The organism is Pontibacter sp. 13R65, assembly GCF_047525655.1.
In the GTDB taxonomy this organism is placed as follows: Bacteria; Bacteroidota; Bacteroidia; order Cytophagales; family Hymenobacteraceae; genus Pontibacter.
Map to the genome: position 1 here is coordinate 1 of NZ_JBLIQL010000024.1, position 21,988 is coordinate 21,988.

Annotated in this window: 19 protein-coding genes and 1 pseudogene; 8 read left to right on the plus strand and 12 right to left on the minus strand. The window is 48.2% G+C overall.

Annotated features, from left to right (window positions below):
• Positions 1 to 96 precede the first annotated feature (96 nt).
• The 11 genes and pseudogenes from ACMA1I_RS19895 to ACMA1I_RS19945 form a co-directional block, all read right to left on the minus strand.
• The gene (locus ACMA1I_RS19895; protein ID WP_337070231.1) at positions 97 to 876 is read right to left on the minus strand and encodes a restriction endonuclease subunit S; all 780 of its coding nucleotides are present in this window, start codon (positions 874 to 876) and stop codon (positions 97 to 99) included.
• Positions 876 to 2,498, minus strand: a complete 1,623-nt coding sequence (locus ACMA1I_RS19900) for a class I SAM-dependent DNA methyltransferase (RefSeq protein ID WP_337070232.1) — start codon at positions 2,496 to 2,498, stop codon at positions 876 to 878. The genes ACMA1I_RS19895 and ACMA1I_RS19900 overlap by 1 nt, the downstream gene beginning before the upstream one ends.
• A 17-nt stretch (positions 2,499 to 2,515) precedes the next feature.
• Entirely contained in the window at positions 2,516 to 5,305 is a 2,790-nt protein-coding gene (locus ACMA1I_RS19905; RefSeq protein WP_337070233.1) for a DEAD/DEAH box helicase family protein, read from the minus strand.
• 109 nt (positions 5,306 to 5,414) lie between these two features.
• Positions 5,415 to 6,770 (minus strand): 5-methylcytosine restriction system specificity protein McrC, encoded by a 1,356-nt coding sequence (locus ACMA1I_RS19910; RefSeq protein ID WP_337070234.1) that lies wholly within the window; start codon positions 6,768 to 6,770, stop codon positions 5,415 to 5,417.
• Positions 6,763 to 8,868, minus strand: coding sequence for an AAA family ATPase (locus tag ACMA1I_RS19915; RefSeq protein WP_337070235.1), 2,106 nt, complete (start codon positions 8,866 to 8,868; stop codon positions 6,763 to 6,765). Before ACMA1I_RS19915 ends, ACMA1I_RS19910 begins: the two co-directional genes overlap by 8 nt.
• A 244-nt stretch (positions 8,869 to 9,112) precedes the next feature.
• Positions 9,113 to 9,274 (minus strand): annotated as a pseudogene (locus ACMA1I_RS19920) (transposase); the annotation flags it as partial.
• A 71-nt stretch (positions 9,275 to 9,345) separates the two neighbouring features.
• Positions 9,346 to 9,570: a transposase gene (locus ACMA1I_RS19925; RefSeq protein WP_414703949.1), complete on the minus strand. Its 225-nt coding sequence runs from the start codon at positions 9,568 to 9,570 to the stop codon at positions 9,346 to 9,348.
• A complete protein-coding gene (locus ACMA1I_RS19930) occupies positions 9,563 to 9,811 on the minus strand; it encodes a hypothetical protein (protein WP_337070236.1) in 249 nt (82 codons plus the stop codon). Before ACMA1I_RS19930 ends, ACMA1I_RS19925 begins: the two co-directional genes overlap by 8 nt.
• Positions 9,812 to 9,887: 76 nt before the next feature.
• On the minus strand, positions 9,888 to 10,610 hold the full coding sequence (locus ACMA1I_RS19935) for an ATPase (RefSeq protein WP_337070237.1): 723 nt from the start codon (positions 10,608 to 10,610) through the stop codon (positions 9,888 to 9,890).
• Positions 10,528 to 11,355: a hypothetical protein gene (locus tag ACMA1I_RS19940; RefSeq protein WP_337070238.1), complete on the minus strand. Its 828-nt coding sequence runs from the start codon at positions 11,353 to 11,355 to the stop codon at positions 10,528 to 10,530. The genes ACMA1I_RS19935 and ACMA1I_RS19940 overlap by 83 nt, the downstream gene beginning before the upstream one ends.
• Positions 11,352 to 11,642 carry a helix-turn-helix domain-containing protein gene (locus ACMA1I_RS19945; protein ID WP_337070239.1) on the minus strand — a complete coding sequence of 97 codons (291 nt, stop codon included), beginning with the start codon at positions 11,640 to 11,642 and terminating at the stop codon, positions 11,352 to 11,354. The genes ACMA1I_RS19940 and ACMA1I_RS19945 overlap by 4 nt, the downstream gene beginning before the upstream one ends.
• A gap of 295 nt (positions 11,643 to 11,937) precedes the next feature.
• Here ACMA1I_RS19945 and ACMA1I_RS19950 point away from each other — a divergent pair, with 295 nt between their 5' ends.
• Positions 11,938 to 12,120, plus strand: a complete 183-nt coding sequence (locus tag ACMA1I_RS19950) for a hypothetical protein (protein WP_337070240.1) — start codon at positions 11,938 to 11,940, stop codon at positions 12,118 to 12,120.
• Positions 12,121 to 12,259: 139 nt separating this feature from the next.
• Here the strand turns inward: ACMA1I_RS19950 and ACMA1I_RS19955 are convergent, their stop codons facing one another.
• Positions 12,260 to 13,261 (minus strand): IS110 family transposase, encoded by a 1,002-nt coding sequence (locus tag ACMA1I_RS19955; protein ID WP_414703950.1) that lies wholly within the window; start codon positions 13,259 to 13,261, stop codon positions 12,260 to 12,262.
• On the opposite strand from ACMA1I_RS19955, the gene ACMA1I_RS19960 reads away from it, so the two are divergent.
• From ACMA1I_RS19960 to ACMA1I_RS19990, 7 genes are all read left to right on the plus strand, one after another.
• Positions 13,196 to 13,360 carry a hypothetical protein gene (locus tag ACMA1I_RS19960; RefSeq protein ID WP_337070242.1) on the plus strand — a complete coding sequence of 55 codons (165 nt, stop codon included), beginning with the start codon at positions 13,196 to 13,198 and terminating at the stop codon, positions 13,358 to 13,360. The two genes, ACMA1I_RS19955 and ACMA1I_RS19960, sit on opposite strands and share 66 nt — an antisense overlap.
• A 259-nt stretch (positions 13,361 to 13,619) precedes the next feature.
• Positions 13,620 to 14,018 carry a hypothetical protein gene (locus ACMA1I_RS19965; protein WP_337070243.1) on the plus strand — a complete coding sequence of 133 codons (399 nt, stop codon included), beginning with the start codon at positions 13,620 to 13,622 and terminating at the stop codon, positions 14,016 to 14,018.
• Positions 14,012 to 15,295: a relaxase/mobilization nuclease domain-containing protein gene (locus ACMA1I_RS19970; RefSeq protein WP_337070244.1), complete on the plus strand. Its 1,284-nt coding sequence runs from the start codon at positions 14,012 to 14,014 to the stop codon at positions 15,293 to 15,295. Before ACMA1I_RS19965 ends, ACMA1I_RS19970 begins: the two co-directional genes overlap by 7 nt.
• Before the next feature lie 42 nt (positions 15,296 to 15,337).
• On the plus strand, positions 15,338 to 17,278 hold the full coding sequence (gene mobC, locus ACMA1I_RS19975) for a conjugal transfer protein MobC (protein ID WP_337070245.1): 1,941 nt from the start codon (positions 15,338 to 15,340) through the stop codon (positions 17,276 to 17,278).
• A gap of 391 nt (positions 17,279 to 17,669) precedes the next feature.
• Complete coding sequence (locus tag ACMA1I_RS19980) at positions 17,670 to 18,536, plus strand: RteC domain-containing protein (protein WP_337070246.1); 867 nt, start codon at positions 17,670 to 17,672, stop codon at positions 18,534 to 18,536.
• A 949-nt stretch (positions 18,537 to 19,485) separates the two neighbouring features.
• Entirely contained in the window at positions 19,486 to 20,019 is a 534-nt protein-coding gene (locus ACMA1I_RS19985) for a T9SS type A sorting domain-containing protein (RefSeq protein ID WP_337070247.1), read from the plus strand.
• Between the two features lie 4 nt (positions 20,020 to 20,023).
• Positions 20,024 to 21,712 carry a hypothetical protein gene (locus ACMA1I_RS19990; RefSeq protein WP_337070248.1) on the plus strand — a complete coding sequence of 563 codons (1,689 nt, stop codon included), beginning with the start codon at positions 20,024 to 20,026 and terminating at the stop codon, positions 21,710 to 21,712.
• Positions 21,713 to 21,988: the final 276 nt, after the last annotated feature.

Below are 21,988 nucleotides of genomic sequence, written 5' to 3' on the forward strand. Positions count from 1 at the left end.
CTCGTTAAGGGTAAATATTCGGAGCGGTTTGGTTCTTTATCATTAGTAGTTTGCATACTAGAATAAAGAGCCGGCCGCTCTGTTTTGTTCCTACTACTATATTTTCAGAATAAGCTTTAATGTGTCAGTATTAGTTAGTTTCCAAAAAGATTTAAAATCACCTACACCTATACATTTTACTTTATAACCGCTTTCATCTTTAGAATAATTTAATCCATTCTTTAAGGTTCCGTAATTTGTTAAAGAATCAATCTTCCATTTTCTGGGATTTATAACCGGATCACCAAACATCTCCAAAAAAGTTGCCCGTAAAAGTTCATCATACTTTGTGATGGTCTGCTCTCTATTATCTAATATATCTTTGGCCTTATCTAGTATGGCTACTATCTTGTTTTGCGTTTCAAGATCTCGTTCATATGATATCTCGCTTTCTAAATAACGGTCAAGCTTTAGATTGATAATACCAGTTGTCTTATTCTGAAATTGAAGAACTTTTTTGGTTTGATAATTATAATATAATAAATAGAAGAGATATTTTGGAGATATCTTGTTTTTATTAGGCCTAAGTATAGTGGTGAAGTTGTTGCAAAGATATATTTGATCATTAGGCCGTTGAAAATAAACAACTCTACCTACAGGTTGATTTGGACTTCCACCAGATTTTTCAATTATTATATCTCCTTCAAGTAATTGCTTCTTTTTAATTACTTTAGGCTCTATTTCTCTTTTTACAATGTTATGAAAAGTAATTAAACCGAAGTTTGTGAAGTTAGCAGTTCTAATGACATTCACCGCAGTATCATCTAATAAGCTTTCCTTACCCCATTCTCCAGATATCGTATTCGATATTAGATCTATAATCTTGACTTTTTCCATCACCCTATCAAGCCTTTAAGTTCTATCATATTCTTTTGGATTTCATCTTCTAGGTTGATTAAAGCTTCCAAAATTTTCTGAGGGGGCTCATAAGTCTGTTCTTGGTATTCAAACTTTTTGTATCGATTATAGCTTAGGTCCAGTCCGCTTTCTTTTATTTCATCAATGCCTACATAAAAATGGTTGCTGCGTTCAATTGGCGTCTCAGTTGCTCTCGTCTTAAAAGCATCTACAGCAATCGGTAATGGATTTTCAGCCAGTTTACGGCGGTTATCGTCCAGGCTGTAGCCATCGCTTTCCATTTCGTAAAACCAAACTTTTTCTGTATGCCAAGTTGGGCTGTCTTCTTCGACCTTAGTAAAAACTAAAATGGCTGTCTTTACACCAGTATAAGGTTTAAAAGCTCCGCTAGGCAAGGAAATTACGGCCTCCAATTGGTTATCTTTTAGCAGAATTTCCCTCGTTAGCTTTTGATTCTTATTACCACCAAATAAGACTCCTTCTGGAACAATAACAGCTGCTTTGCCACCCGGACGCAGCATTTTTGAGATGCGTATTAAAAAGAGCAATTCACTTTGCGTTCCATCAATTTTCAATTTATCGCTCATCCCGCCCTTATCAATCCGGCCTGTAAATGGCGGGTTCGCCACTACTACCGAATATTCCCCGTCTGGATAGGTTTGGTCATATTTCTTTGAAAGCGTATCGGTGTTTTCAATTTGGGGAATCTGAATGCCGTGAAGCATCAAGTTCATCAAACCAATTCGTACCATAGTTTGGTCGATATCAAAACCAAAAAAGGTTCTTTCATTTAAATCGTCCCAAACTTCCTTATTTGTTATCTGATCACCGCTATTTCTATATTTTTTAAAACGTTTAAAACCATTTTCATCTTCTGTAATCTTTTCAGGACTTGTATATTTAGTTAAAATATGTTGGTAAGCTCCCACTAAAAAACCTCCGGTTCCACAGGCCGGGTCACAAATCTTATCAGACCAAGCCGGATCTAGAATTTCACACATAAACTGAATCAGGTGCCGAGGTGTACGGAATTGACCGTTTTTCCCAGAAGAGCCTATTGCATTAATTAAATATTCATAAACATCTCCCTGTGTATCCTGAAATTGCTGACCTTTATCATCTCGCTGCCTATTAATGTCCTCAAATATTTCATCAATAGCTTTTACAGCTTCGTCGAGTAAGGCGGAATTATTTATCATAAACACCGCATCTTTCATATGTCTGGAATATGGCTGCGTAGGGTCGTTCAGATTTTTAATGAAAGGAAAAGCTTTTTGGGAAACAATTTCCAACATCGTATCAGGATCCTTTTGAGAAAAATACGACCAGCGACACTCATCAGCACTTTCATAAACATTATTACCTTTTCCATCTAAAACATGCTTTCCTTCTTCATCTAATTTTTCGCGAACAAATAGAGTTTTGTATTCTATTCCTGCAAAGGATGTAGCTACTTTTGCATCTGTATCTGTATCATCAATTCGGCGCATAAAGAGCAAATAGGAAATTTGCTCAATGGCAGTGATTGGATTCGTTATTCCTCTGCTCCAGAACTTATCCCAAAGCTTGTTGATTTTCGATTTTAATTCGTTTGATAACATTATTTATATTTAATATGTCATGCAGCTACACGCTGGATAACCGTGATTATTTCTTCTATTTCTTTAGGCGAAAAAACGCCTAGTATTCCTTGTGGGTGCAGCTGGGTGAATGGTGGATTTATCAAATCTTTCTTTTCAATCTTACCCTTATCAATCAGATACCTCTTCAAAACACTCATAAATTCAATTTGATTATTTGAAAGGTTGCTGTGCTGATAAATGAATTCATCAAAAGCTAAAGTTACTGTTTCTTCAAATGAATGGATAACCTCAATTTGTAAGATGTGTTTGATAAATTGTAAAAACTTAGCGTGTTGATTTTCATATACTCGTTGTAATAGCCTTTCAGTAACAAATGGGTCTTTATCATTCATTATTTGAGCCAGTTCATTGAGTTCGTCTTCAGAAATTGTTACTCCCGATTTAATCTTCTTCAAAATCGGATTTTGGTCAGCTAATTGTTGAACCATTGTTTCCACCATTTCCTTGTATCGGCTAATACTTACCTGTTCATGTTCAGGACCGAACACAATCATTTCCTTTTTGTAGGTAACATCTTTGAGATTCAGACTTTCCTGCTCATCTCCACCGTCTAATCTTTGTCGGTATCTCATTAATGGAGCTACTTTAGCTATAATTAGTTTCAAGTCGTTTTCGGTGGGGTTTACCCAAAAACTATTTTTTAAAGCTTTGTGAATGAATTCCTTTTCCTTAGCAACAATTCCAATGTTTAAAGGTAATTCTGCTATTTGCTCAACAATAAGTTCTTTTAAATTCTCAATGTCTTGATTTTCACTATTCAATTGAGCAATTGAAAATTCAACAATGTCTTTTTCAAATCGCATTGCTTTAAAATCAACCGAGGATAAAGCCCTTAAGATAGGTGCTATACTTTGGTCAAGAAACTGAAGCTTATCTTCTGTTAGATCTTCCCAAAAATTTGGTTCATAGACAATTTCTAGGTTTGTTGCATTGTCCTGTACAACCACATTGTTTTTTGGTAAAGCATTAATCAGTTTTTCTAATTCTAACTTTTCGGAGGCTGCAATTTCAGAATCTCGCTCACGGGCAATTTTCAATTTTTCCAGTCGTAATTTGAAAAGACGTACTGGCAATGCTGTTTGAGTTTTGCTTTCCTTTCCCTTAGGATTGAGTTTGAAGTATTCAAAATTATCCCAGCAGTCAATGATTAGAAATTTGTCTTTTTCGTGGCACCAGCTTCTCCTGTCGTTCGGATTAAGAACTCTTGTGCCTCTTCCTATCATTTGCCAAAATTTGGTGTAAGAAAATACTGGTTTTGCAAAAACCAAATTCACCAATTCAGGAATATCAATTCCCGTATCGAGCATGTCTACACTTATTGCAATTCTAGGGAAGTCATTGTTCTTAAACTGGTCTAATAAACCACCTTTACCATAAACTCTTGGGTCATCCGAAACAATTACTTTAGCAATCTCGCCAGCACCTTGCGGATAAAACTGATCAAACACCTCTTTGATTCTTCTGGCGTGCCTCATAGTCATACAAAAAAAAATGGTTTTGCCAGGCAAAACTCCATTCGGGTCTTTTATACATTCTTCCCAGAATTCACGAACTATCAAAGAGTTAGTTCCTTTGTTAGTAACCGCTTTCTCAATTTCAGTTCCTTCGAAATTTATTTCTGTTGGGTCTTTGCCTTCAGCAATGAGCTTCTTTTGGTCTTCCTCACTAATTGTGTTTATGTGGATTCCTTCCTGCTGAAACTTGGTTGTCAATTTCATTACTTCGAAATTTGACAAGTAGGGCGGAACATTATTTACAGCATCTTCAAAAGTATAAGCAAAAGTTGGCAGCCCATCTTCACAATCAAACAATTCAAAAGTATTATGGTCAATTGCATCTGTTGGTGTAGCCGTTAAACCAAGAACAATAGTATTAAAATAGTTTAGGACGTTTTGGTAAACATTGTAAATTGAACGGTGACTTTCATCAATTACAATCAGGTCAAAAAAGTGAGGTGAGAGACTTTCTTTTTCGTTTTCAATGATGTTCAACATTGTCGGGTATGTTGAAACATACACACGCCTATCCGTTACAATTTTCGTTTCGCCAGTCTGTGGCCAAACAGAATATTGCGGTGCATTATCTTTGAAGGCCTCCACAGCCTGATCTCTCAGCGCAATTCTGTCAACCAAGAACAATACTCTTGAAATCCAGCCTGCTCGCATTAAACCGTCTACCATTGCAATACAAGTCCTTGTTTTGCCTGTACCTGTTGCCATAATCAAAAGGAATTTTCTTTTCCTTTCTTCCATAGCTTCAAATACTGCTCTTATTGCTTGTATTTGATATGGTCTTCCAGCAATGCTAGTATTGATTAACTCTTCTGCTAAGGGCTTTTTGTTCTTGCGAATGAAAGCCATCCGCTCAAGGTCAGATCGCGTCGGAAATGCAAAAATCTTTCGTGGAGCATAGTTCTCTAAGTCCCAAAAATAAATGTCATTCCCGTTGGTATACATACAAAACGGTAAATCACAACTGTTTTGCATTTGGATGTTGTAAGCATACTGCTTTGCTTGCTCTTCTCCAATCCTTGCGTCAACTGATGATTTCTTAGCTTCTACAACTGCAAGAGGTTTTCCGTCCTTCCCAAGCAAAACATAATCGCTAAATTCTGCACTATAAGATGTTAAAGGCTCATTTACAACATTATTTTCAACAGAAATGAAAAACTCCTCAATAACTTGAGTACGGTCAGTTACATTCCAGCCCGCTTGTTTTAAGCGATTGTCTATGATTTCTTTCCTAGTCAGTTTTTCATTTTTCATAATGCTGCAAATTGTCTTCTTTTTATCAAAGAATCTATATAATGAGGCTCAAATAAATCTTTAGACTAATATTTATTGATTTGATAATTATTGTAGAGGCCCTGCTTTGTCACCTAAAGATTTCCGTAATTCTGTTAACTAGCCTAATGCTTGTCTCATTGAACATATCTGCCAACACATCACCCTTGCAACTATCTTGTAAAAAGAGTCTTTCGTTAATAATCGGAAGTTGAAAAGCCCTGATCTTTATCTGCTTCCCTCCTGCCAATTCATCTTCAATAAGCACCTCGCTTACCTGCTCCTGGTGACCTTGTATGGTGTTAGGATAGAACAAAATAATCTCATCTGTATTGAAGCGCACGGCATAGGCCAGCATCTGGTAGAGGTCCCCTTGTGAAATGCCCTTCTTTGGGTCTCTCTCATCAGAATAAACGATTTTATACTTCGTGTCCGCTATAACGCTCCTCTCCCCTATCTTCAAGAGTAAGTCCGGGCGAAGCGCAAAAGCTCCCTCCTTATCCAGATAAGTGGAGCTAACCTGCGCCTTTGCCTGCACCTCCTTCACCTCTTTCTCGATGAAACCGAAGATGAAGTCTTCAAAAACGTACTCCATTGGAAGCAGGAAAGCAAAAAGCTTCAGGTCCTGCTTATAGTTAAAGGATATGAAGTTGCTCAAGAATAAATAACAGTAATCCCGCACTGTTTCGAACTCCCCAAACATGGGATTAAACTGTATGCTGGCACATTCCTCGGCGGTAGCCTGTACATCCGTCACCTCGTCCAGTATAAACAGGATCTCCCGCAGATACTTTTTATCCTCGGGGCTGGTCGTATTCCGGAACAGCAAGCTCGCCACATACTTGATGATCCGGTTAAACTTGTTGTCCAGCACGAAGGCGTCATAGGTGCAGTTCAGTTTATGCCACCTGCCCCTGGCGATATTCTCATGGATGTACCTACTGGTATTCAGTCGCCCTTTGATAAAGGGTAATTCGTTGCTTATTTCTTCATACTGCTGGTAAATGGAGCTTGTCAGCAGCTCACGGGTATATTTGGAGAACAGGTAGATCAGCACCTCAAAGAAGTCACTTTTCAGGTTACCTAGTGCCGTCTGGTAATTCGGGAATTTGATCTTCCGGCAGTAGCTCAGCCACCAAAGAATATGACACTGCATGGCCTGAATCTCCTCAGGAGAGCTCTCAGCACCTGGCTTGTAAAAGATCTTCGGAAGCAGGTTGATGCGCTGCCCTTCAAAGTGAATGACGCCTACATACTTGTTTGACTTTACTTCTTTGGTCTTGTGCAGGAACTGCATGAACTGCTGCACTTCAATTCTATCGGCCTGCCCATTGAGGTAGAAGTCTGTCTTCTCCCTGTTCTTCCATACCTCATCCAGGAACTCCTCAAGTCCTTCTAATGAACTGGGTAGGGCTACCTTATTCTGGTATTCGAATAGGTTAATCACGCTTTCCCTTTATTCTGAGTGGCCAGGCGTTATCCTCTGCTTCAAGACCGGCATGCGCCAAAATGCCGCTTACCTCTTTCTCATCATTCAGGAAGTACTCGAGTAGCAGCGGGATCACTTTCTTGTTCATCCGCTCCACCAGGTTGTTGTTCTCTCCCATGAAGTAAGCATGGCCAATCTGGAAGTCGTGCCCCTTCAATTCCACCACTTTCTTGTTGATCTTCTCCAGCACCTCCGTGTCGTATACCTGTTGCCCATCCAGCTGATACTTCGGATACATGGCTTCAAACTCAAAGCGCCTGCGCAACGCGATATCCAGCAGCGCAATGGACTTGTCTGCTGTGTTCATCGTGCCGATAATGTAGAGATTGGAAGGCACCACAAACTCTTCTCCAGAGGGGAGGGTACATCTGAGAGGTATAGCCCCGTGGGAACGTTTGTCCGGCTCAATTAGGGTGATCAGCTCACCAAATACCCTGGAGATATTGGCGCGGTTAATCTCATCTATGATGATGACGTAGTTCTGTCGCTTTACTTTAGTTGGGGCTTCACTAGCCTGAGGAATGTATTTTAAAATTTGTTGGTAGACCAAAAAGTAATAGGTGGCATGCTGATTCGCTAAACCAGAAATTGATTTAAGCTTTTTCACACCTTGTCTACTGGACACCCTGTTCCTGTCAAACTCACGCAGATCGCTAAACTTCATTCTCAGTACGTTAGCGTGTTTGTTCCACTTATCGCCTGTGTAACGAAACGCCTTTTCCTCTACTTCAGAGATATAAGCGGTTTCATTGATCTTAAAGTTTTCCTCGTTTTCCTGCACCTTTTCTATGAACTTCTCAAGCGCCTGCTCAAACAGCAGTTCTCTTGAAACTTCTTCTGGTGCCTTTTCAGATAGTCTCAGGTTATTCAAAGCCCTATCCGCAATGCGCTTGAACACGCCATCAACTTTCCTGAACGATAGCTCCGCACCGTTCTCCGTATCTGGCCTCAGGCCCTGGATAAAATTTTCGTAGCTGTAATTCTGGTGGAAAGTAATAAACTCAATTCTGTCGCCCAGGTTCTCGTTGAAAATCCTTTGCGCTTCCTGATAATCCTCCACCTCTCTGTTCTCGATAATCTGTGAGGCCCTTAGCAGCGTGGTATAGGTCTTGCCTGTTCCTGGAGGACCGTAGAAGATGGTATTAAGCGGAAAGTTCATCGGAGTTGTTTCTGCTGGTTTATCTTTCCAAATGGCTTGGATATGCTCTTGCTTGATTACTTCTTTAATTGTCGCCCAATAGCTTCCTGGGAAGTCTACTTCGAATGGTTTAAAGTCAGGCTCCCACTGCACTTCTAATTTCCTGCCGTCTTTCGGGTTTCCCGTTACTGTCCCCCTCGCCTTAATGGCCATGACGGGTTTTGTTTTCTCTCTCGTGAAAACTGATTTTATGGCAATTTGACTTCCAACAGGCACCTTGCTCACATCTTCCAGGAACTTGTCATCATAGCCATTCTCCCAGATACTATTGTTAACAAACCGCTCCGTCTGATTTTCGGGAGTGAGGCCTTCCCAGTAGGCCCCTACCAAATAATAGCTATCAGTAGATGCAAAGAGAAAAGCTCTGATTTTAGGTTCTAAGGCAGCTTTGATAATCCACTCATTGTGTTTATCACCATACTGCGAGCGATAAGGTGATTTTTCCTCTTTTGTACGCTGCTGTGCAAGTTCAGTAATAGCCTCTAAAAAATCTTCCGTTTGTACTTTATTTGCTTCTAGTGAAACCCAAATTATATTGCTGCCTTGACTTACAGCTTCCGTATTATATCCTAGATCTGGGTACTTTTGCAAAAATGAATCAAGATATTTGGTAGGTATATAGAACCCTAGCGTAACTATACCACGCTTTCTACTAACATTAGTAACATACTTCCCTCCTACAGTTAGTTGCAGAGAATCTAGAGCTGCCGCATAAACCAGTCCATCTTCATTCGTTAGACCTAACCTGGTCAACACATGTTTTGCAGCATCAAAAAATTTATTAACTGCTTCTAAATCCCTGATCTTTTTTATAACCTTCTTTAAGTCCTGCAGTTGCTCGTATCCGTTTCCGTTCATAGTAGTTGTTTGTAAGATTAGGTCATAAGTTCTACAAATAGCTATAAGCATCTTTGCCAACCCAAATCCCACTTTAAACAATAATTAACTAATATATAACTTTTAATTATATACTATATATTCAAATAAAACAATTAAACTAAAAAACATGCCATTCTACTACTCCATATAAGAGCAAACAGACAGCAGAAGGTCTCCTTAGGCTCAAGAAACATTCTGTAAGGAAAATGGAAGCGCTATTCCGCTACGTCTGAGGCTGTCGCGGATTTGAAACGAGGCAGCTCTGCACCTCTTGCTGCGGAAGGACACTAGCAACTGTCTCGGCAAAGCCTTTGAGGTAATCAATGCAGGCGATAAGTACACCCTTAACGCGCCGTAGCTGCAGGTCGGTGAGCACCGAGAGCCAGAAGTTGCCCCCACTCTCTGCCCCCCACCCCGCAGCTCCTTGTGGCCGTGCCGGTCAAAGTCCAGACTGTTCTAGGCAGCCCTGGAGACGGTGCGCTCTAACTGCCGGACCCTATAATGCACGGTATTCAACAGAACGATGCAATATAGCGGATCCAGCGGGCGTGCTTGCCATTCCTTCATCTGGGGCACGATCTTCTTTGTTAGGGCATGGAGGGTGTCATGGGAGATGTGTATGTTGTACATCTCCTTGAGGAGAGCAGAGAAGCCCCGAAAGCACATCTCCAGGCTATACATGCTCAGTATCCTGACAGAGAACCTCGATCCCCCCGTCTGAGGGCCGCATCTGCTTGGTGACTTTGCCGTTGCGGCGGTTACCTTGCTGTCGTTCCTTTTCCTCGCAGGTGCAGTTCCATCTTCGTTTCCAGGGCGGCTTAAAAAAATGTGTTAGAACCGGAGCCAGCCATCGCTCCATCTTTGCCGAAAGTAGGTTTGCCGCTTCTGAATTCCTACAGAAATTGGCGCTTGATCTTTTCATATCAAGTCTATTTTTCTCTTCTATGGTGGCTGCGTTAAAGGTATTTTACACAAAGTGATTTACAGCTTCCATTAGTTCACCTCCTCTTATCCCTCGCACGCTTGTCAAAGCTCACCAAGTTAAACATCTCCCGCATCCGGGACCTGACCCGGCTCCCGTAGGTCTTCTCAATCTCAGAGCTGGTCAGGTTGGTAGTCAGGTGCGTTTTCACCCCCTGCGATACAAACAGGTCATAACGGCTCAGCAGAACCTCCCCCATCACATTGCACATGTTGCCGTAATGTTTCAAGCAGTTCTCGGCTCCTAAATCATCAAAACAGTAGCCGCCCGGTCTCCTGGAGGGGTTCCACACAATGCCCTGGCTGTAGCGCTGGATTACCTCATAGCCTTCTTTGTGGAATTCAAAGCTGACCTCCCGGCAGGACTTGACACGGTAGCACTCGTCGGGAGAGGTAAACAGGCGCAGCAGCGTCATCAGGCTCGTCTTGCCGCACCCGGTCGGACCGATGAGCAGTATTCCCTTCCGCAGGCTCAACCCCATTTGCTCGGCCTGCTCCCGGTCACCTGTCATGTACACCAGCAGCTTTTCGAGGAGCGGCTGGTCCTCCTCGTACAGTCTGAAATGCTCCCCGTACAGCTCCTTCCCTTTCCGCTCCAGCAGAGCCAGGCACCGGTCCAAGTCCGGAAGCCTGTTTGCTGCTGCTTTCACCACAGCCTCAGAGCGGCTCGCTGTAGTCTTTGGTTTCTCCCCTGTAGCTTGTGGCAGGCTCTGCTGCACGATTTCCCTGATAGCTTGCATAACCGTTTTGGTTTATCCCGTTGATCACCCATTTGCGTGCCGCCGCCTGCCAGTCCTGAATCGGCGTCCGGCCCAGCAGCCAGCCTTTGGCGCTGTAGTGGTGGAAGAAGCGGAAGGCCTCTAGTTCCGCCCAGCCCTCCGCCTGGAAGAAAGCCTGCACCGCCTCCAGCTCCGGCGACTCTCTTCGCTTTTCTTTCTTTTCTTTTTTGGCGCAACTTTTTTCTTTTCTTTCTTTTCCGGACCTAGCAGTGTCCCCCTCCTCCTGTTCATTTTCTGAACTGGTTGCAAAAACGGGTGCCTCTCTATTGTTTAAGTTGTTTACTAAGTTTTTATTGTTTATACTGTTTATAGAAGGGCCTACTTCCAGTTCAGCTCCCGTACAGCACCCGTTCACTGCCGGTTCAGCACTGGTACAGCAAATGGACAGGTTCTCTTTTTGCTTTTTGCCGTCATTTTTTTCAAAGCCGAGCATGTACACCAGGCTTCCGCGGAAGTAATTGTAGGAGGGGTCGTAGTGGAGGTAGCCCCAGCCATGGAGCTCCCTGATGCACTTGTGGTAGGTGACCCGGGAGCTGATCTTGGAGATCTCCATCACCTCCGCCCGGGATATGGAGATGGGGTTCTTGAAGCGGCTCAGGTTCCACTGCTGGAACAGGGCCATGTAGAGGCTCACATGCGTGGGGTTGAGCCGGTAGTCTTTCGAGGCCAGCTCGAAAAAGCCGGTTAGGTGCGTGATGTAGTTCATAGTCCTGCTGTCTGATTGTTGCTTTTGTTCCCTTCCATCAGTTTCTCAATGTCCTCCTGGCGGTAGTAGATGGTCCCCCCGATCTTGCTGAAGGGTAGGGTGCCGTTGATGCGCAGGGACTGCAGGGTGGCCGGTGAAATCTTGAGCAGCTTGCGTACCTCCGCTGATTTCAGCACCTGCTTCTGGGTTTGGGCTGGCTGCCGTTTGCTGAGCAGCTGCTGCAGGTCCTCGAGCAGCTGCCGCCGGAAGTGCTGCAGATCTTCCTTGGTGATGATCTCTACTGACATATTTTACAAATTTGGTTAGGCTCCAAAACTGTGAAAGTCACCTCAGCATTTTTCAGTAGTACATCCGTAGGTGGGGAAAATTCCGCTTACCTCTCAGCAGGGAAGCTAAACCACAAAACGCATTGCCTTATGGAGGTAATAGTACCCTGAATAAGCTCAACGGCAGCCAAAAGCAGCCTCCACAACCCCCTCGATTCACCTGAAACAGCCATAGAAAATATTTCCCAAGTTGTGTTGACCTTGTGAAAAGCACCGCTGTCCCCTGCCAATCTTTGCCTTTCCACCTCAAAAAGCCATGGAAAGAAACACTGCACCAACAAACCATCCTGCCGGAGGTAAACTGGCAAGAACGAAGCTGTTCCCCCTGAAAAGCAGCGGTCCTCCAGGAAGCTATCCGCTTCTAAATCTCAAAAGTACCAGGTCTCCGGCAAGGTCCGGAGGAGGGGGAGCCTGCGGTCTGGTGCAGGCAGTATTCTAAGTCATTTGCAACAATTCCCGGAAAAATTTAGCACATGATCTTTGTATTTACCTTTGGCTATAAAGTTGGCAAAGCAAAGCCAGGCGCTGCCAAAACGTGCCGACAGCGCTGCAGAAGTCAACGGTACTTGCTTATGGCCTCACGCTACGTGCCGCATCAGCTCCACGTATGCCGTCTTTCTCGTGGCCACGGCAAAGACCCTGGCGATAAGTTTGTTGCGCACCATGTTGAGGGTGCACATTTTATTCTTGCCCTCCGCCAGCCTCTTCCTATAGTAAGCGCTCAGCTCCGAATCGCTGCGGGAGGCACTCAAAGCAGCCATGTGGAGCATCTTCTTGACCTGCTTGTTTGCCAGCGGGCTCACCTTGGTCTTCCCCCTAATGCTGGTGCCCGACTGCCACTCGAAGGGAGCAATACCGGCATAGCAGGCGAACTTGCGCCAGGTGGCAAAGCGGGTGAAGTTATGGGTGAAGACGATCAGGTACACGCCCACCAGAAAGCCCACACCTTTGATGCCGGTGATAAGGCTCAACATGCTCCTGAGCTCCTCATCCCGCTCCATAATCTCCTGCATAGCCTGCTCCACACGCTTAATCTCGGTGTCCATGGCGCTGATGATATTGGCGTACGCATCCAGCAGGCCCATCAGCTGGCTGGGCAGCAGGAAGCGCCGCTGCTCCTTCTGCGTGACATAGTAGCCGGCCCTGTCCCGCACGAGCCGGTCCCGCAGCGCCAGCAAGGGCTGCAGCTGCATAATGGCTTCTGCCGGGAGCCTTGTTTGCCGGAGCGACTCACGGTAGAGGTAGGCATACTCGGCTATCCTTCTGGCATCCACTCGATCGCTCTTGCCCCTGGTAATCCCCATCGAACGCTTAAGCTGCAGGGCAGGAACCATGGAGAAGGGAATACCCGCCTCCTTCAGGTATACCGACAGGCAAAGGGAGTAGAGGCCGGTATGCTCGAAACAAACCAGTACCTGCCCCAGGCTCTCCGCCTGGAGCACCTTGCCCGCCCACCTGACGAAGGTGTCGTAGCCGGAGCGGTCATTGCTGAACTGCCGGTGTAGGCCTTTGGCATGAATGAAGACATCGATCACGCTCTTGGAGACATCGATGCCGACAAAGAATCTGTAGTGTTCCATAATGAAAGTATGAAGGTGAAAGATGGTTGCCAACAGCTAAAACTTTTACAAGACCCTATGTCTAAAATTCTAAATGGCTCCGGCAACAGAAATGGCTGACGCGGGGACTGATACTGCCCAAAGGCCAGAAGCCTGGCAAGATGTGAAGGTCACCCCGCGCCGCCGATACCCTTTACTGTAGATAAACTTTTTAGGAGGTACACCCATGAAAAAGAAAGAACCAAGGGGGATGATTACCTTCTGTGAAGGTAAAAGCAAGATGTATTTTTGTAAACAAAAAAGGCGGCCTCCCCTCCCTTTCGGTTCCCCCCGTTGCCCCTTCACCTCGGAACTCGGTTTCTGTTTTTGATGCCTGACGATGCCCAGAAAGAAGCACCCACAGCCAGCGCAGCTCCTCTCCCGCCCCGTCGCCATCCGGCTCACGGAGAAGGAATACAGGCGGCTGGAAAACATCCGCCGCCAGAGCGACTGTCACTCCCTCGGGGAGGTGATCCGCCGCATCCTGGCGCGGCAGCCCATCAGGCTGTTCCACAAGGACAGCTCGATGGATGGTGTGGTGGAGGAGCTGGCGGCCGTACGTGCCGAGCTCCGGGCCATCGGCCTCAACATCAACCAGGTCACCCGCCACTTCAACGGCACCACCAATGCCAATAAACGGGTGCTGCTGGCCCACCAGGCCCTGGAGCAGTACCGGAAGGTGGAGGCCAAGATCAGCCTGCTCCTCTCGCTCATCTCCCAACTCGCTAAAAAATGGTAGCCAAGATCATCACCGGTAAAAGCATCCAGGGCGCGCTTAACTACAACGAGCACAAGGTGCGGGAAGGAAAGGCGGAGCTCCTGTTCGCCAGCCGCTTCCTGCTGGAGCCCGAGGAGCTCTCGTTCCGGGACAAGCTGCAGCGCTTCGAGCGGCTGCTGGAGAAAAGCCCGCAGGTGAGGACCAACACGCTCCACATCTCCCTCAACTTCGACCCGAGCGAGAAGCTGGAGCCGGAGCGGCTGCAGGCCATCGCCATCCGCTACATGGACAAGCTCGGCTTCGGGGAGCAGCCTTACCTGGTCTACCGCCACCACGACGCGGCCCACCCGCACCTGCACATCGTCACCACCAACATCCGCCCCGACGGCAGCCGCATCGACCTCCACCATATCGGCAGGCTCCGCTCCGAACCCGCCCGCAAGGAGATCGAGCTGGAGTACGGGCTGGTGCAGGCCGAAAAGATGAAAAAAGGGGAAGAACTCCCCCTGGAGCCGCTCCGGCTAGAGAAGGCGGTGTATGGCAAGTCGGAAACAAAGCGCAGCATCGCCCATATCGTCACGAGCGTTACCCGCCACTACAACTACACCAGCCTGGCCGAGCTCAACGCCGTGCTGCGCCACTTCGGCGTGACGGCGGACCGGGGAGGCGAGCGCACGCAGATGCACCAGAAGAAGGGGCTTGTCTACAGCATCGTCAATGACAAAGGCGAGAAGCAGGGGGTGCCTATCAAAGCCAGCGCCCTCCCCGGCAAGCCCACCCTGCCCTACCTGGAAAAGCAGTTTGAAAAAAACAAGCTCAGCCGCCGCCCCTGCCAGCTGGCGCTACGCAGCAGCATCGACAACCTCTTCCGCAGCCACCCCCCCAGCAGCCGGGACAGTTTTATCAAACGGTTGAAAAAGCAGGACATCCAGGTGCTTTTCCGCGAGAACAGCCAGGGCCTCCCCTACGGCGTGACCTACATCGACCACCGGCACCGGACCGTCTTCAACGGCAGCGAACTGGGCAAAGCCTACAGCGCCAAAGCAATCACCGAGCGCTTCCGCCAGAGCGGGGAACAGCGGGATGAGGTTGAACAGACAAAACAGGAAGGACCACCGCAGCACACAGCTACGATGTCCTTCCCGCAGCCAAGGCAGCACGCGCAGGGAACAATCCATCCGCAACAACCGGAGGCGCCGGGACTGCTGGACACCCTCCTGAAAGCAGAGCAGCAGGGCTACCTGCCCGAGGCATTGCGCCGGAAGAGAAAGAAGCGCCGCCGAAGACCACGGCTCTAGCGGAACCCTGAACCTTTAACTCACAACGCTTAACTAAAGAAAGTGAACACCGGAGAAAACACACAGGCCCTGCGCCAGATCATCGACTTCACCAGGCTGCTGAGCCTGGTTATCCTGCTTTTGCATTTCTACATCACCTGCCATGCCGCCTTCGCGGAGTGGGAATTGACGGCACCCGTAGTGGACCGCGTGATGCTCTACATCCGGAAGCTGCCGCTTTTCCAGGGCCTGCTGGCACCGAAGGCAGCGGCCCTGCTCCTGCTGTCTATCTCGCTGCTGGGCGCCAAGGGCAAAAAGGACGAGCACATCAAACGTGGCACCATCTGGATATACCTGCTGCTGGGACTGCTGCTCTATTGGGTAAGCCATGTATTCCTTTTGAGCTCTGCAGAGGCCACCACAGCCTCCGCGCTCTACATGGGCGCCACGCTGCTGGGCTACCTGCTTCTGCTGTCCGGCGGCACTTTGCTTTCCCGGCTGATCAAGCTGCAGCTGGACGGGGACATCTTCAACCGCCTCAACGAGTCCTTTCCGCAGGAGGAGCGCCTGCTGGAGAACGAGTACTCCATCAACCTGCCGGCCCGGTACCAGCTCCGGGGCAAAAGGCGCCGCAGCTGGATCAACGTCATCAACCCCTTCCGGGCGCTGCTCGTGATCGGCACCCCCGGTGCCGGCAAGTCCTACTTCGTCATCCGCCACGTCATCACCCAGCACATTAGCAAAGGCTTCGCCCTCTTTCTCTACGACTTCAAGTACGACGACCTGACCCGCATCGCCTACAACACCCTGCTCCGCCACCAGGACAAGTACCCCGTCAAGCCACGGTTCTACGTCATCAACTTCGATGACCTCTCCAGGACCCACCGCTGCAATCCCCTCGACCCGGGCACCATGCATGACATCACCGACGCCACCGAGGCCTCCCGCACCATCATGCTGGGCCTCAACCGGGAGTGGATCAAGAAGCAGGGCGACTTCTTTGTCGAGTCCCCCATCAACTTCGTGACAGCCATCATCTGGTTTCTCAGGAAATACCAGGGCGGCCGCTACTGCACCCTGCCGCACGTCATCGAGCTCATGCAAGCACCCTATGAGCAGCTCTTCTCCCTGCTAAAGTCGGAGCCCGAGATCGAGGTGCTCATCAACCCCTTCGTCTCCGCCTTCGAGCAGGAGGCCGTGGACCAGCTCGAGGGGCAGATCGCCAGCGCCAAGATCAGCATGGCCCGGCTCGTCTCCCCGCAGCTCTACTACGTGCTCTCGGGCAACGACTTCACGCTGGACCTCAACAACCCGCAGGCCCCCAAGCTCGTCTGCCTGGGCAACAACCCGCTCAAGCAGCAGGTGTACGGGGCGGTGCTCTCCCTCTACATTTCCAGGGCTATCAAGCTGGTCAACCAGAAGAACCGGCTCAAGAGCAGCCTGGTCTTCGACGAGTTCCCCACCATCTACTTCAACGGCATCGACAGCCTCATCGCCACGGCCCGCTCCAACAAAGTAGCCACCACCCTTGGGGTGCAGGACTACAGCCAGCTCAGGAAGGACTATGGCCGGGAGCAGGCCGAGGTGGTGATGAACATCGTGGGCAACGTCATCAGCGGGCAGGTGACCGGGGAGACGGCCAAACAGCTCTCCGAGCGCTTCGGCAAGATCCTGCAGCGGCGGGAGAGCGTGTCGATTAACGGCAGCGACACCTCCGTGAGCCGCTCCACCCAGCTCGACGCCGCCGTCCCGCCCGCCACCATCGCCTCGCTCTCCTCGGGCGAGTTCGTGGGCATGGTGGCCGACGACCCGCAGTGCCGGATAGCACTGAAGGCCTTCCACGCCGAGATCCTCAACGACCATAAAGCCATCGCCCGGGAGGAGCAAGCCTATGTGCCTGTTCCCCTCATCCGGGAGGTGGATGCAACAGCGATACAGGAGAACTATGCGCGGATAAAACAAGAGGTGCAGCTGATCCTGGTCTCAACACCTTCACCGGGTTAACGACCACAGGCTTCCATAGCAGACTTCCGCTTTCATCATGACTGCAAAGCCTGTAAAAACACGCCATACAACTGTAAACTTCAGACGAGCATGCAAGGCCAACGCCAAAGCTTTGAATATATATCATTTCACATGTTACGAAAGCAGCATTTTATTCCGTTTTTTTTACAATTGTAAGCATTATATTGAAGTATGGACCAGAATCCTGACCATACCTGAAAACAGGTATAACAGCAGTACTAAAATTCTTTTCAGACACAAAAACTAAAATATGAATAAACAAAGCCCCTGTTAATTGGAAGCTGCATTCTTCTCCAGGCTTTAAACCAGGGGCACGCAACACAATCCATCATAGACATATGTTACAATATTAACAGTTGAGACCATTGTTATGATACAGCAAGCCGAAATACTCTATGACCAGCTGGTGGAAAAGCTGCGGGAGGTGGAGACCACTCCCGCCGGCACCCCGGCGCAACGCCATGAAACAAACCTAAGGATCCTAAACGAAGCCATCCAGGAGCTTAAGAAACTGGTTATCAATCATTCCTTCCCCGAGGAACAGGAGGAAATCATGTTCTTCAGGCACATCAAGCCCAAGTTCACCAGCCTGCTGATCTACCACTCCCGGCTGGCCCTGCTCGACCTCAGGCTTCCGCTTGGCAACCTCCGGGACATCCGGAGGTATTACGAGAACGAGCTCCAGCTCATCCGCCACTTCTTTGATGACCACATCCAGTTCTACCAGTACTTCTACTCCGGCGCCACCTTCCTGGACTCGAAGTACTTCGTACGTGGGAATTGTGATTTTCCCCTATACTACAGCGTCTCCAACCTCAGCACGTCCACCATGGATACGGACACCCGCTTCACCACCCACTACGACTTTCTCGTCGCCTGCTTCCAGGCAAACGAGCGACTGCGGGAATTTCTGGTAAAATCCCTGATGTTACTAGAAGGGGGAAAAATCCCGGAAAATTTACAGGTCCCTGCAAAAAGCAGCTTATCCTGGACCGGCTGCAAGGTGCACCTGATCGAGCTGGCCTACGCCCTGTGCGAGTCGGGGCAGATCAACGGCGGCACCACCGGGGTGATGGAGATCGTGGAGCGGCTGGAGCACCTGTTCCAGGTAAAGCTGGGCAACGTCTACCGCACCTTCCAGGAGATGCGCCAGCGCAAGAAGGACAGCCGCACCAAGCTGCTCGACCTGATGAAGGAGCGGCTCCTGCAACGGATGGACGAGCTGGACGGTGCCTGAAGCAGCCTTTAGAGGATGACTTGAAAGTGTAGACACTGAAAAGAGGCTGTGGAAATATGGAAAAGTTCCACAGGGACTTTACCACATTTCCACAGCTTTTATAGTAGTGGTTGCTACTAATTACGATTTTCTTTTCTGAGTTTTCAGAAGGAAAGAAAATATAGTCTACAGCACTCCCCACCAAAGCCCCTATCTGATCATGTGCAAACAGAATACCAGCTGCTGCAGAGGCAAGATAGCATGCGGAGAATATAGAGACAGACTACCCTAACCCAAGGCCAGTCAGGTAGAACCTGTATGACTCCTCTGCAACTACAGAAATTGTTTCCCCAACCGAATTAGGTTTGCTCGTAATTCATAATGGGGCACCTTGGCCTACCCTATCATTAACTGCGTCTCAATATCGCATCCCAAATATCAAAATCAGATTTGATTAATGAGACGGCAAAAGGGGAATTTTTCACCCCCAAATTCTGCGTTTTGGGCCATATCAAAAAGAGTTTTACAAATCTTGTTATATCGCCGTTTTCTAGGATTATAAATTTTACAACTTTATATCAGAACAACACACCTCCTGTCATCGGAATAGAAAATACCTGCTTCTGGGTATTTTATATTCCGATGACAACCCGTATGTTTGACCCCATTATTGCATTTTGTAAAGTTTATTTTTTGTAAAATTCATATCAGCTCACTTTCTCCTCCTTTTACCTCTTCTTAATTGCCTAGCAGGACATTGTTAAGGTCTGTCGGAAAGGATGGTTTACCATAGAACTGAGTATTAATTAAAATTTTTCACAAAGCTATGAGACAGAGGTGTATGGGCTCTGCTTCGCTAAGTAGAGTAAAGGAGATACTGTGGTACTTCATCCCGGTTCTCAGCTAACATCGCTCATTGGGAACATGCTAGATTAAAATTATCGGATTATTAATTCTTTATGTTGAATGTATGAAACACAAAAATGTGATTCTGTGCACGGCGCTTGTCTTGGGATTAGGCCTTGGCCAGGCAAATGCGCAGGTGGGCATACCCGCCTCGGGCGGTGATGCTTCAGGAGGTGGAGGCACAGTCAGCTTCTCCATCGGGCAGGTGGTTTTCTCTACCTATGAAGGAGAAGCCGGGTCGGTGGAGCAAGGTGTACAGTGCGCCTATGAAATAAGTGTGGTAACAAATGCCAAAAGGTTAGGTTCATCCGGGAGTACCGATCTGCTGAGTGTCAAGTCAAGTAACCCTGCTGACCTGATTGACCTGTCGGCTTACCCCAATCCTACTACAGATGTCCTGACTCTGCGGGTTGGGAACTACAGGGACGAAGCCTTGCAGTACCAGCTTTATGATGTGAAAGGGAGACTTGTGGAGAGTAAGGAGATCACAGGTAATTTGACCAGCATTTCCATGCTAAATCTGGCACATGAAGTTTACTTCCTCAAAATAACCAAAGGAAAAGAGTCCATCAAAACATTCAAGATTATTAAACATTAACCATATGAAGAGAATTTTTACATTCGTATTGGCCTTGATGCTGTATGCAGGCGCGTATGCTCAAGCCCCTGAGAAAATGAGTTATCAGGCGGTAATAAGAAACAGCAGCAACACACTGGTGGTAAACCAGGCGATAGAGATGCATATTAGCATTCTGCAGGGATCTGCGACTGGAACCCCTGTATATGAGGAAAGTCAGACACCCGTCACCAACAACAACGGCTTAGTTAGCATTGAGATAGGTACAGGAACCAAAGTTTCAGGCGACTTCGCGAAAATTGACTGGGCAAACGGCCCGTTCTTCATCAAGACGGTGAGTACTGTGCCGGGCACACAGACCAAAGGCCCTAAGGCCTCAGGGGGAACGGTAACAGGCATCAGCCAATTGCTCAGCGTTCCTTATGCTATGTATGCGAAGACATCCGGAAGCTCGCTCCCCGGCCCTGCCGGCCCACAGGGGGAGCAGGGTATGGCTGGTCCAGCGGGACCTGCTGGACCAGCCGGTGCCATTGGGGCTAAGGGTGATAAGGGAGAGCAAGGCGTAGCTGGGCCACAGGGAGAGCCCGGTGTAGCTGGAGCAACTGGTGCTGTTGGTCCGCAGGGCGAGCCAGGCGTGGCCGGTCCAACTGGCGCAACAGGTCCTGTGGGTCCTACCGGGGCCCAAGGGATGCCAGGAGAAGCTGGAGCGGTGGGGCCAGCAGGTCCAAAGGGTGACCGGGGCGAAGCTGGTGCCACAGGACCACAGGGTCCTGCCGGGAACGATGGGGCTACTGGCCCGGCAGGCCCCGCTGGTCCGAAGGGAGAGCAGGGTATTGCCGGTCCACAGGGCGAGCAGGGACCAGCAGGTCCAGTTGGCCCACAAGGGGAGCGAGGTATAGCAGGACCGGAAGGGCCAGCCGGCCGTGACGGAGCTACAGGCCCTGCCGGTCCACAGGGAGAACAGGGGGTCGCTGGAGCTGTAGGCATGCAGGGCCCTGCCGGCAATGACGGTATTGCGGGACCAGCCGGCCCGCAAGGCGAGCAAGGTATAGCTGGCCCTAAAGGTGAGCAGGGTGAAGCCGGCCCCATAGGTCTTCAAGGACCAGCTGGCGAAAAGGGGGAACAGGGAGAGCAAGGCGCTATAGGTCCTGCTGGGCCGGTTGGCCCACAAGGAGAGCAGGGCATAGCCGGTGCAACGGGTCCTGCAGGTCCGCAGGGGGAACAAGGCCTAGCCGGCCCGGCAGGACCCAAAGGTCTGGATGGAGGTATAAGAACCGCTTTCCTTAGAGATGAAAGAGCCTCAGGACAACACGGAGGAAGTTCGGTGGGTAATACATGGAACACTAGAGCTCTAAATGTCTTGGAAGGAGATAATAGTTTTATACAACTTGCCTATAATCGTTTCAATCTTGAACCTGGCAAATACCTTATTGAGATTTCCGCTCCTGCTTATGCATCGGCTGCTCATCAGGCTAAACTCAAAGCTATAGAGTCAAATACTGATGTTTTAATTGGATCAACTGGCTTTTCACATCCATCGGCACCAGCCATAACGCATTCTATCATTCAAGGGGAGATAGTGATTTCAACCCCTACAACATATGAAGTGCAACACCGTGGTGGAGTGGAAAGACTGTTCAGTGGCTTAGGGCAGGCAACCGGCTTTGGAACCAAGGAAATCTACACTCAAATAAAAATCACAAAAGTAGAGTAGCCGAAGACAGCATGAACTATTGACAAATATGAAGGCCCTATCTCGAAAGAAATAGGGCCTTCACATTTAGGTTAAGTGGAGAGTTGTGAGGTTCTGTGAATGGAGGCAGGTTGAACAGGCATGTACAAAGCGTCAGTTGAAGTGTTGGCTCCCTAACGTAAAGTGCTCTTTAGCCCGCCGCTAGACTCGCCAAACTGTAGTCATGTATTCACTGCTTTTGCCTCCGAATACGGATAGAACCAGAACCTTTAAACCTCTCTTTTTTTGACCTAAAGA

Coding starts and splice junctions, on each gene's coding strand:
- ACMA1I_RS19895 (WP_337070231.1), bottom strand. CDS start 876: ATGGAAAAAGTCAAGATTATAGATCTAATATCGAATACGATATCTGGA.
- ACMA1I_RS19900 (WP_337070232.1), bottom strand. CDS start 2,498: ATGTTATCAAACGAATTAAAATCGAAAATCAACAAGCTTTGGGATAAG.
- ACMA1I_RS19905 (WP_337070233.1), bottom strand. CDS start 5,305: ATGAAAAATGAAAAACTGACTAGGAAAGAAATCATAGACAATCGCTTA.
- ACMA1I_RS19915 (WP_337070235.1), bottom strand. CDS start 8,868: ATGAACGGAAACGGATACGAGCAACTGCAGGACTTAAAGAAGGTTATA.
- ACMA1I_RS19925 (WP_414703949.1), bottom strand. CDS start 9,570: ATGTATAGCCTGGAGATGTGCTTTCGGGGCTTCTCTGCTCTCCTCAAG.
- ACMA1I_RS19930 (WP_337070236.1), bottom strand. CDS start 9,811: ATGAAAAGATCAAGCGCCAATTTCTGTAGGAATTCAGAAGCGGCAAAC.
- ACMA1I_RS19935 (WP_337070237.1), bottom strand. CDS start 10,610: ATGCAAGCTATCAGGGAAATCGTGCAGCAGAGCCTGCCACAAGCTACA.
- ACMA1I_RS19940 (WP_337070238.1), bottom strand. CDS start 11,355: ATGAACTACATCACGCACCTAACCGGCTTTTTCGAGCTGGCCTCGAAA.
- ACMA1I_RS19945 (WP_337070239.1), bottom strand. CDS start 11,642: ATGTCAGTAGAGATCATCACCAAGGAAGATCTGCAGCACTTCCGGCGG.
- ACMA1I_RS19950 (WP_337070240.1), top strand. CDS start 11,938: ATGGAAAGAAACACTGCACCAACAAACCATCCTGCCGGAGGTAAACTG.
- ACMA1I_RS19960 (WP_337070242.1), top strand. CDS start 13,196: ATGAATGAAGACATCGATCACGCTCTTGGAGACATCGATGCCGACAAA.
- ACMA1I_RS19955 (WP_414703950.1), bottom strand. CDS start 13,261: ATGGAACACTACAGATTCTTTGTCGGCATCGATGTCTCCAAGAGCGTG.
- ACMA1I_RS19965 (WP_337070243.1), top strand. CDS start 13,620: ATGCCCAGAAAGAAGCACCCACAGCCAGCGCAGCTCCTCTCCCGCCCC.
- ACMA1I_RS19970 (WP_337070244.1), top strand. CDS start 14,012: ATGGTAGCCAAGATCATCACCGGTAAAAGCATCCAGGGCGCGCTTAAC.
- ACMA1I_RS19980 (WP_337070246.1), top strand. CDS start 17,670: ATGATACAGCAAGCCGAAATACTCTATGACCAGCTGGTGGAAAAGCTG.
- ACMA1I_RS19985 (WP_337070247.1), top strand. CDS start 19,486: ATGAAACACAAAAATGTGATTCTGTGCACGGCGCTTGTCTTGGGATTA.
- ACMA1I_RS19990 (WP_337070248.1), top strand. CDS start 20,024: ATGAAGAGAATTTTTACATTCGTATTGGCCTTGATGCTGTATGCAGGC.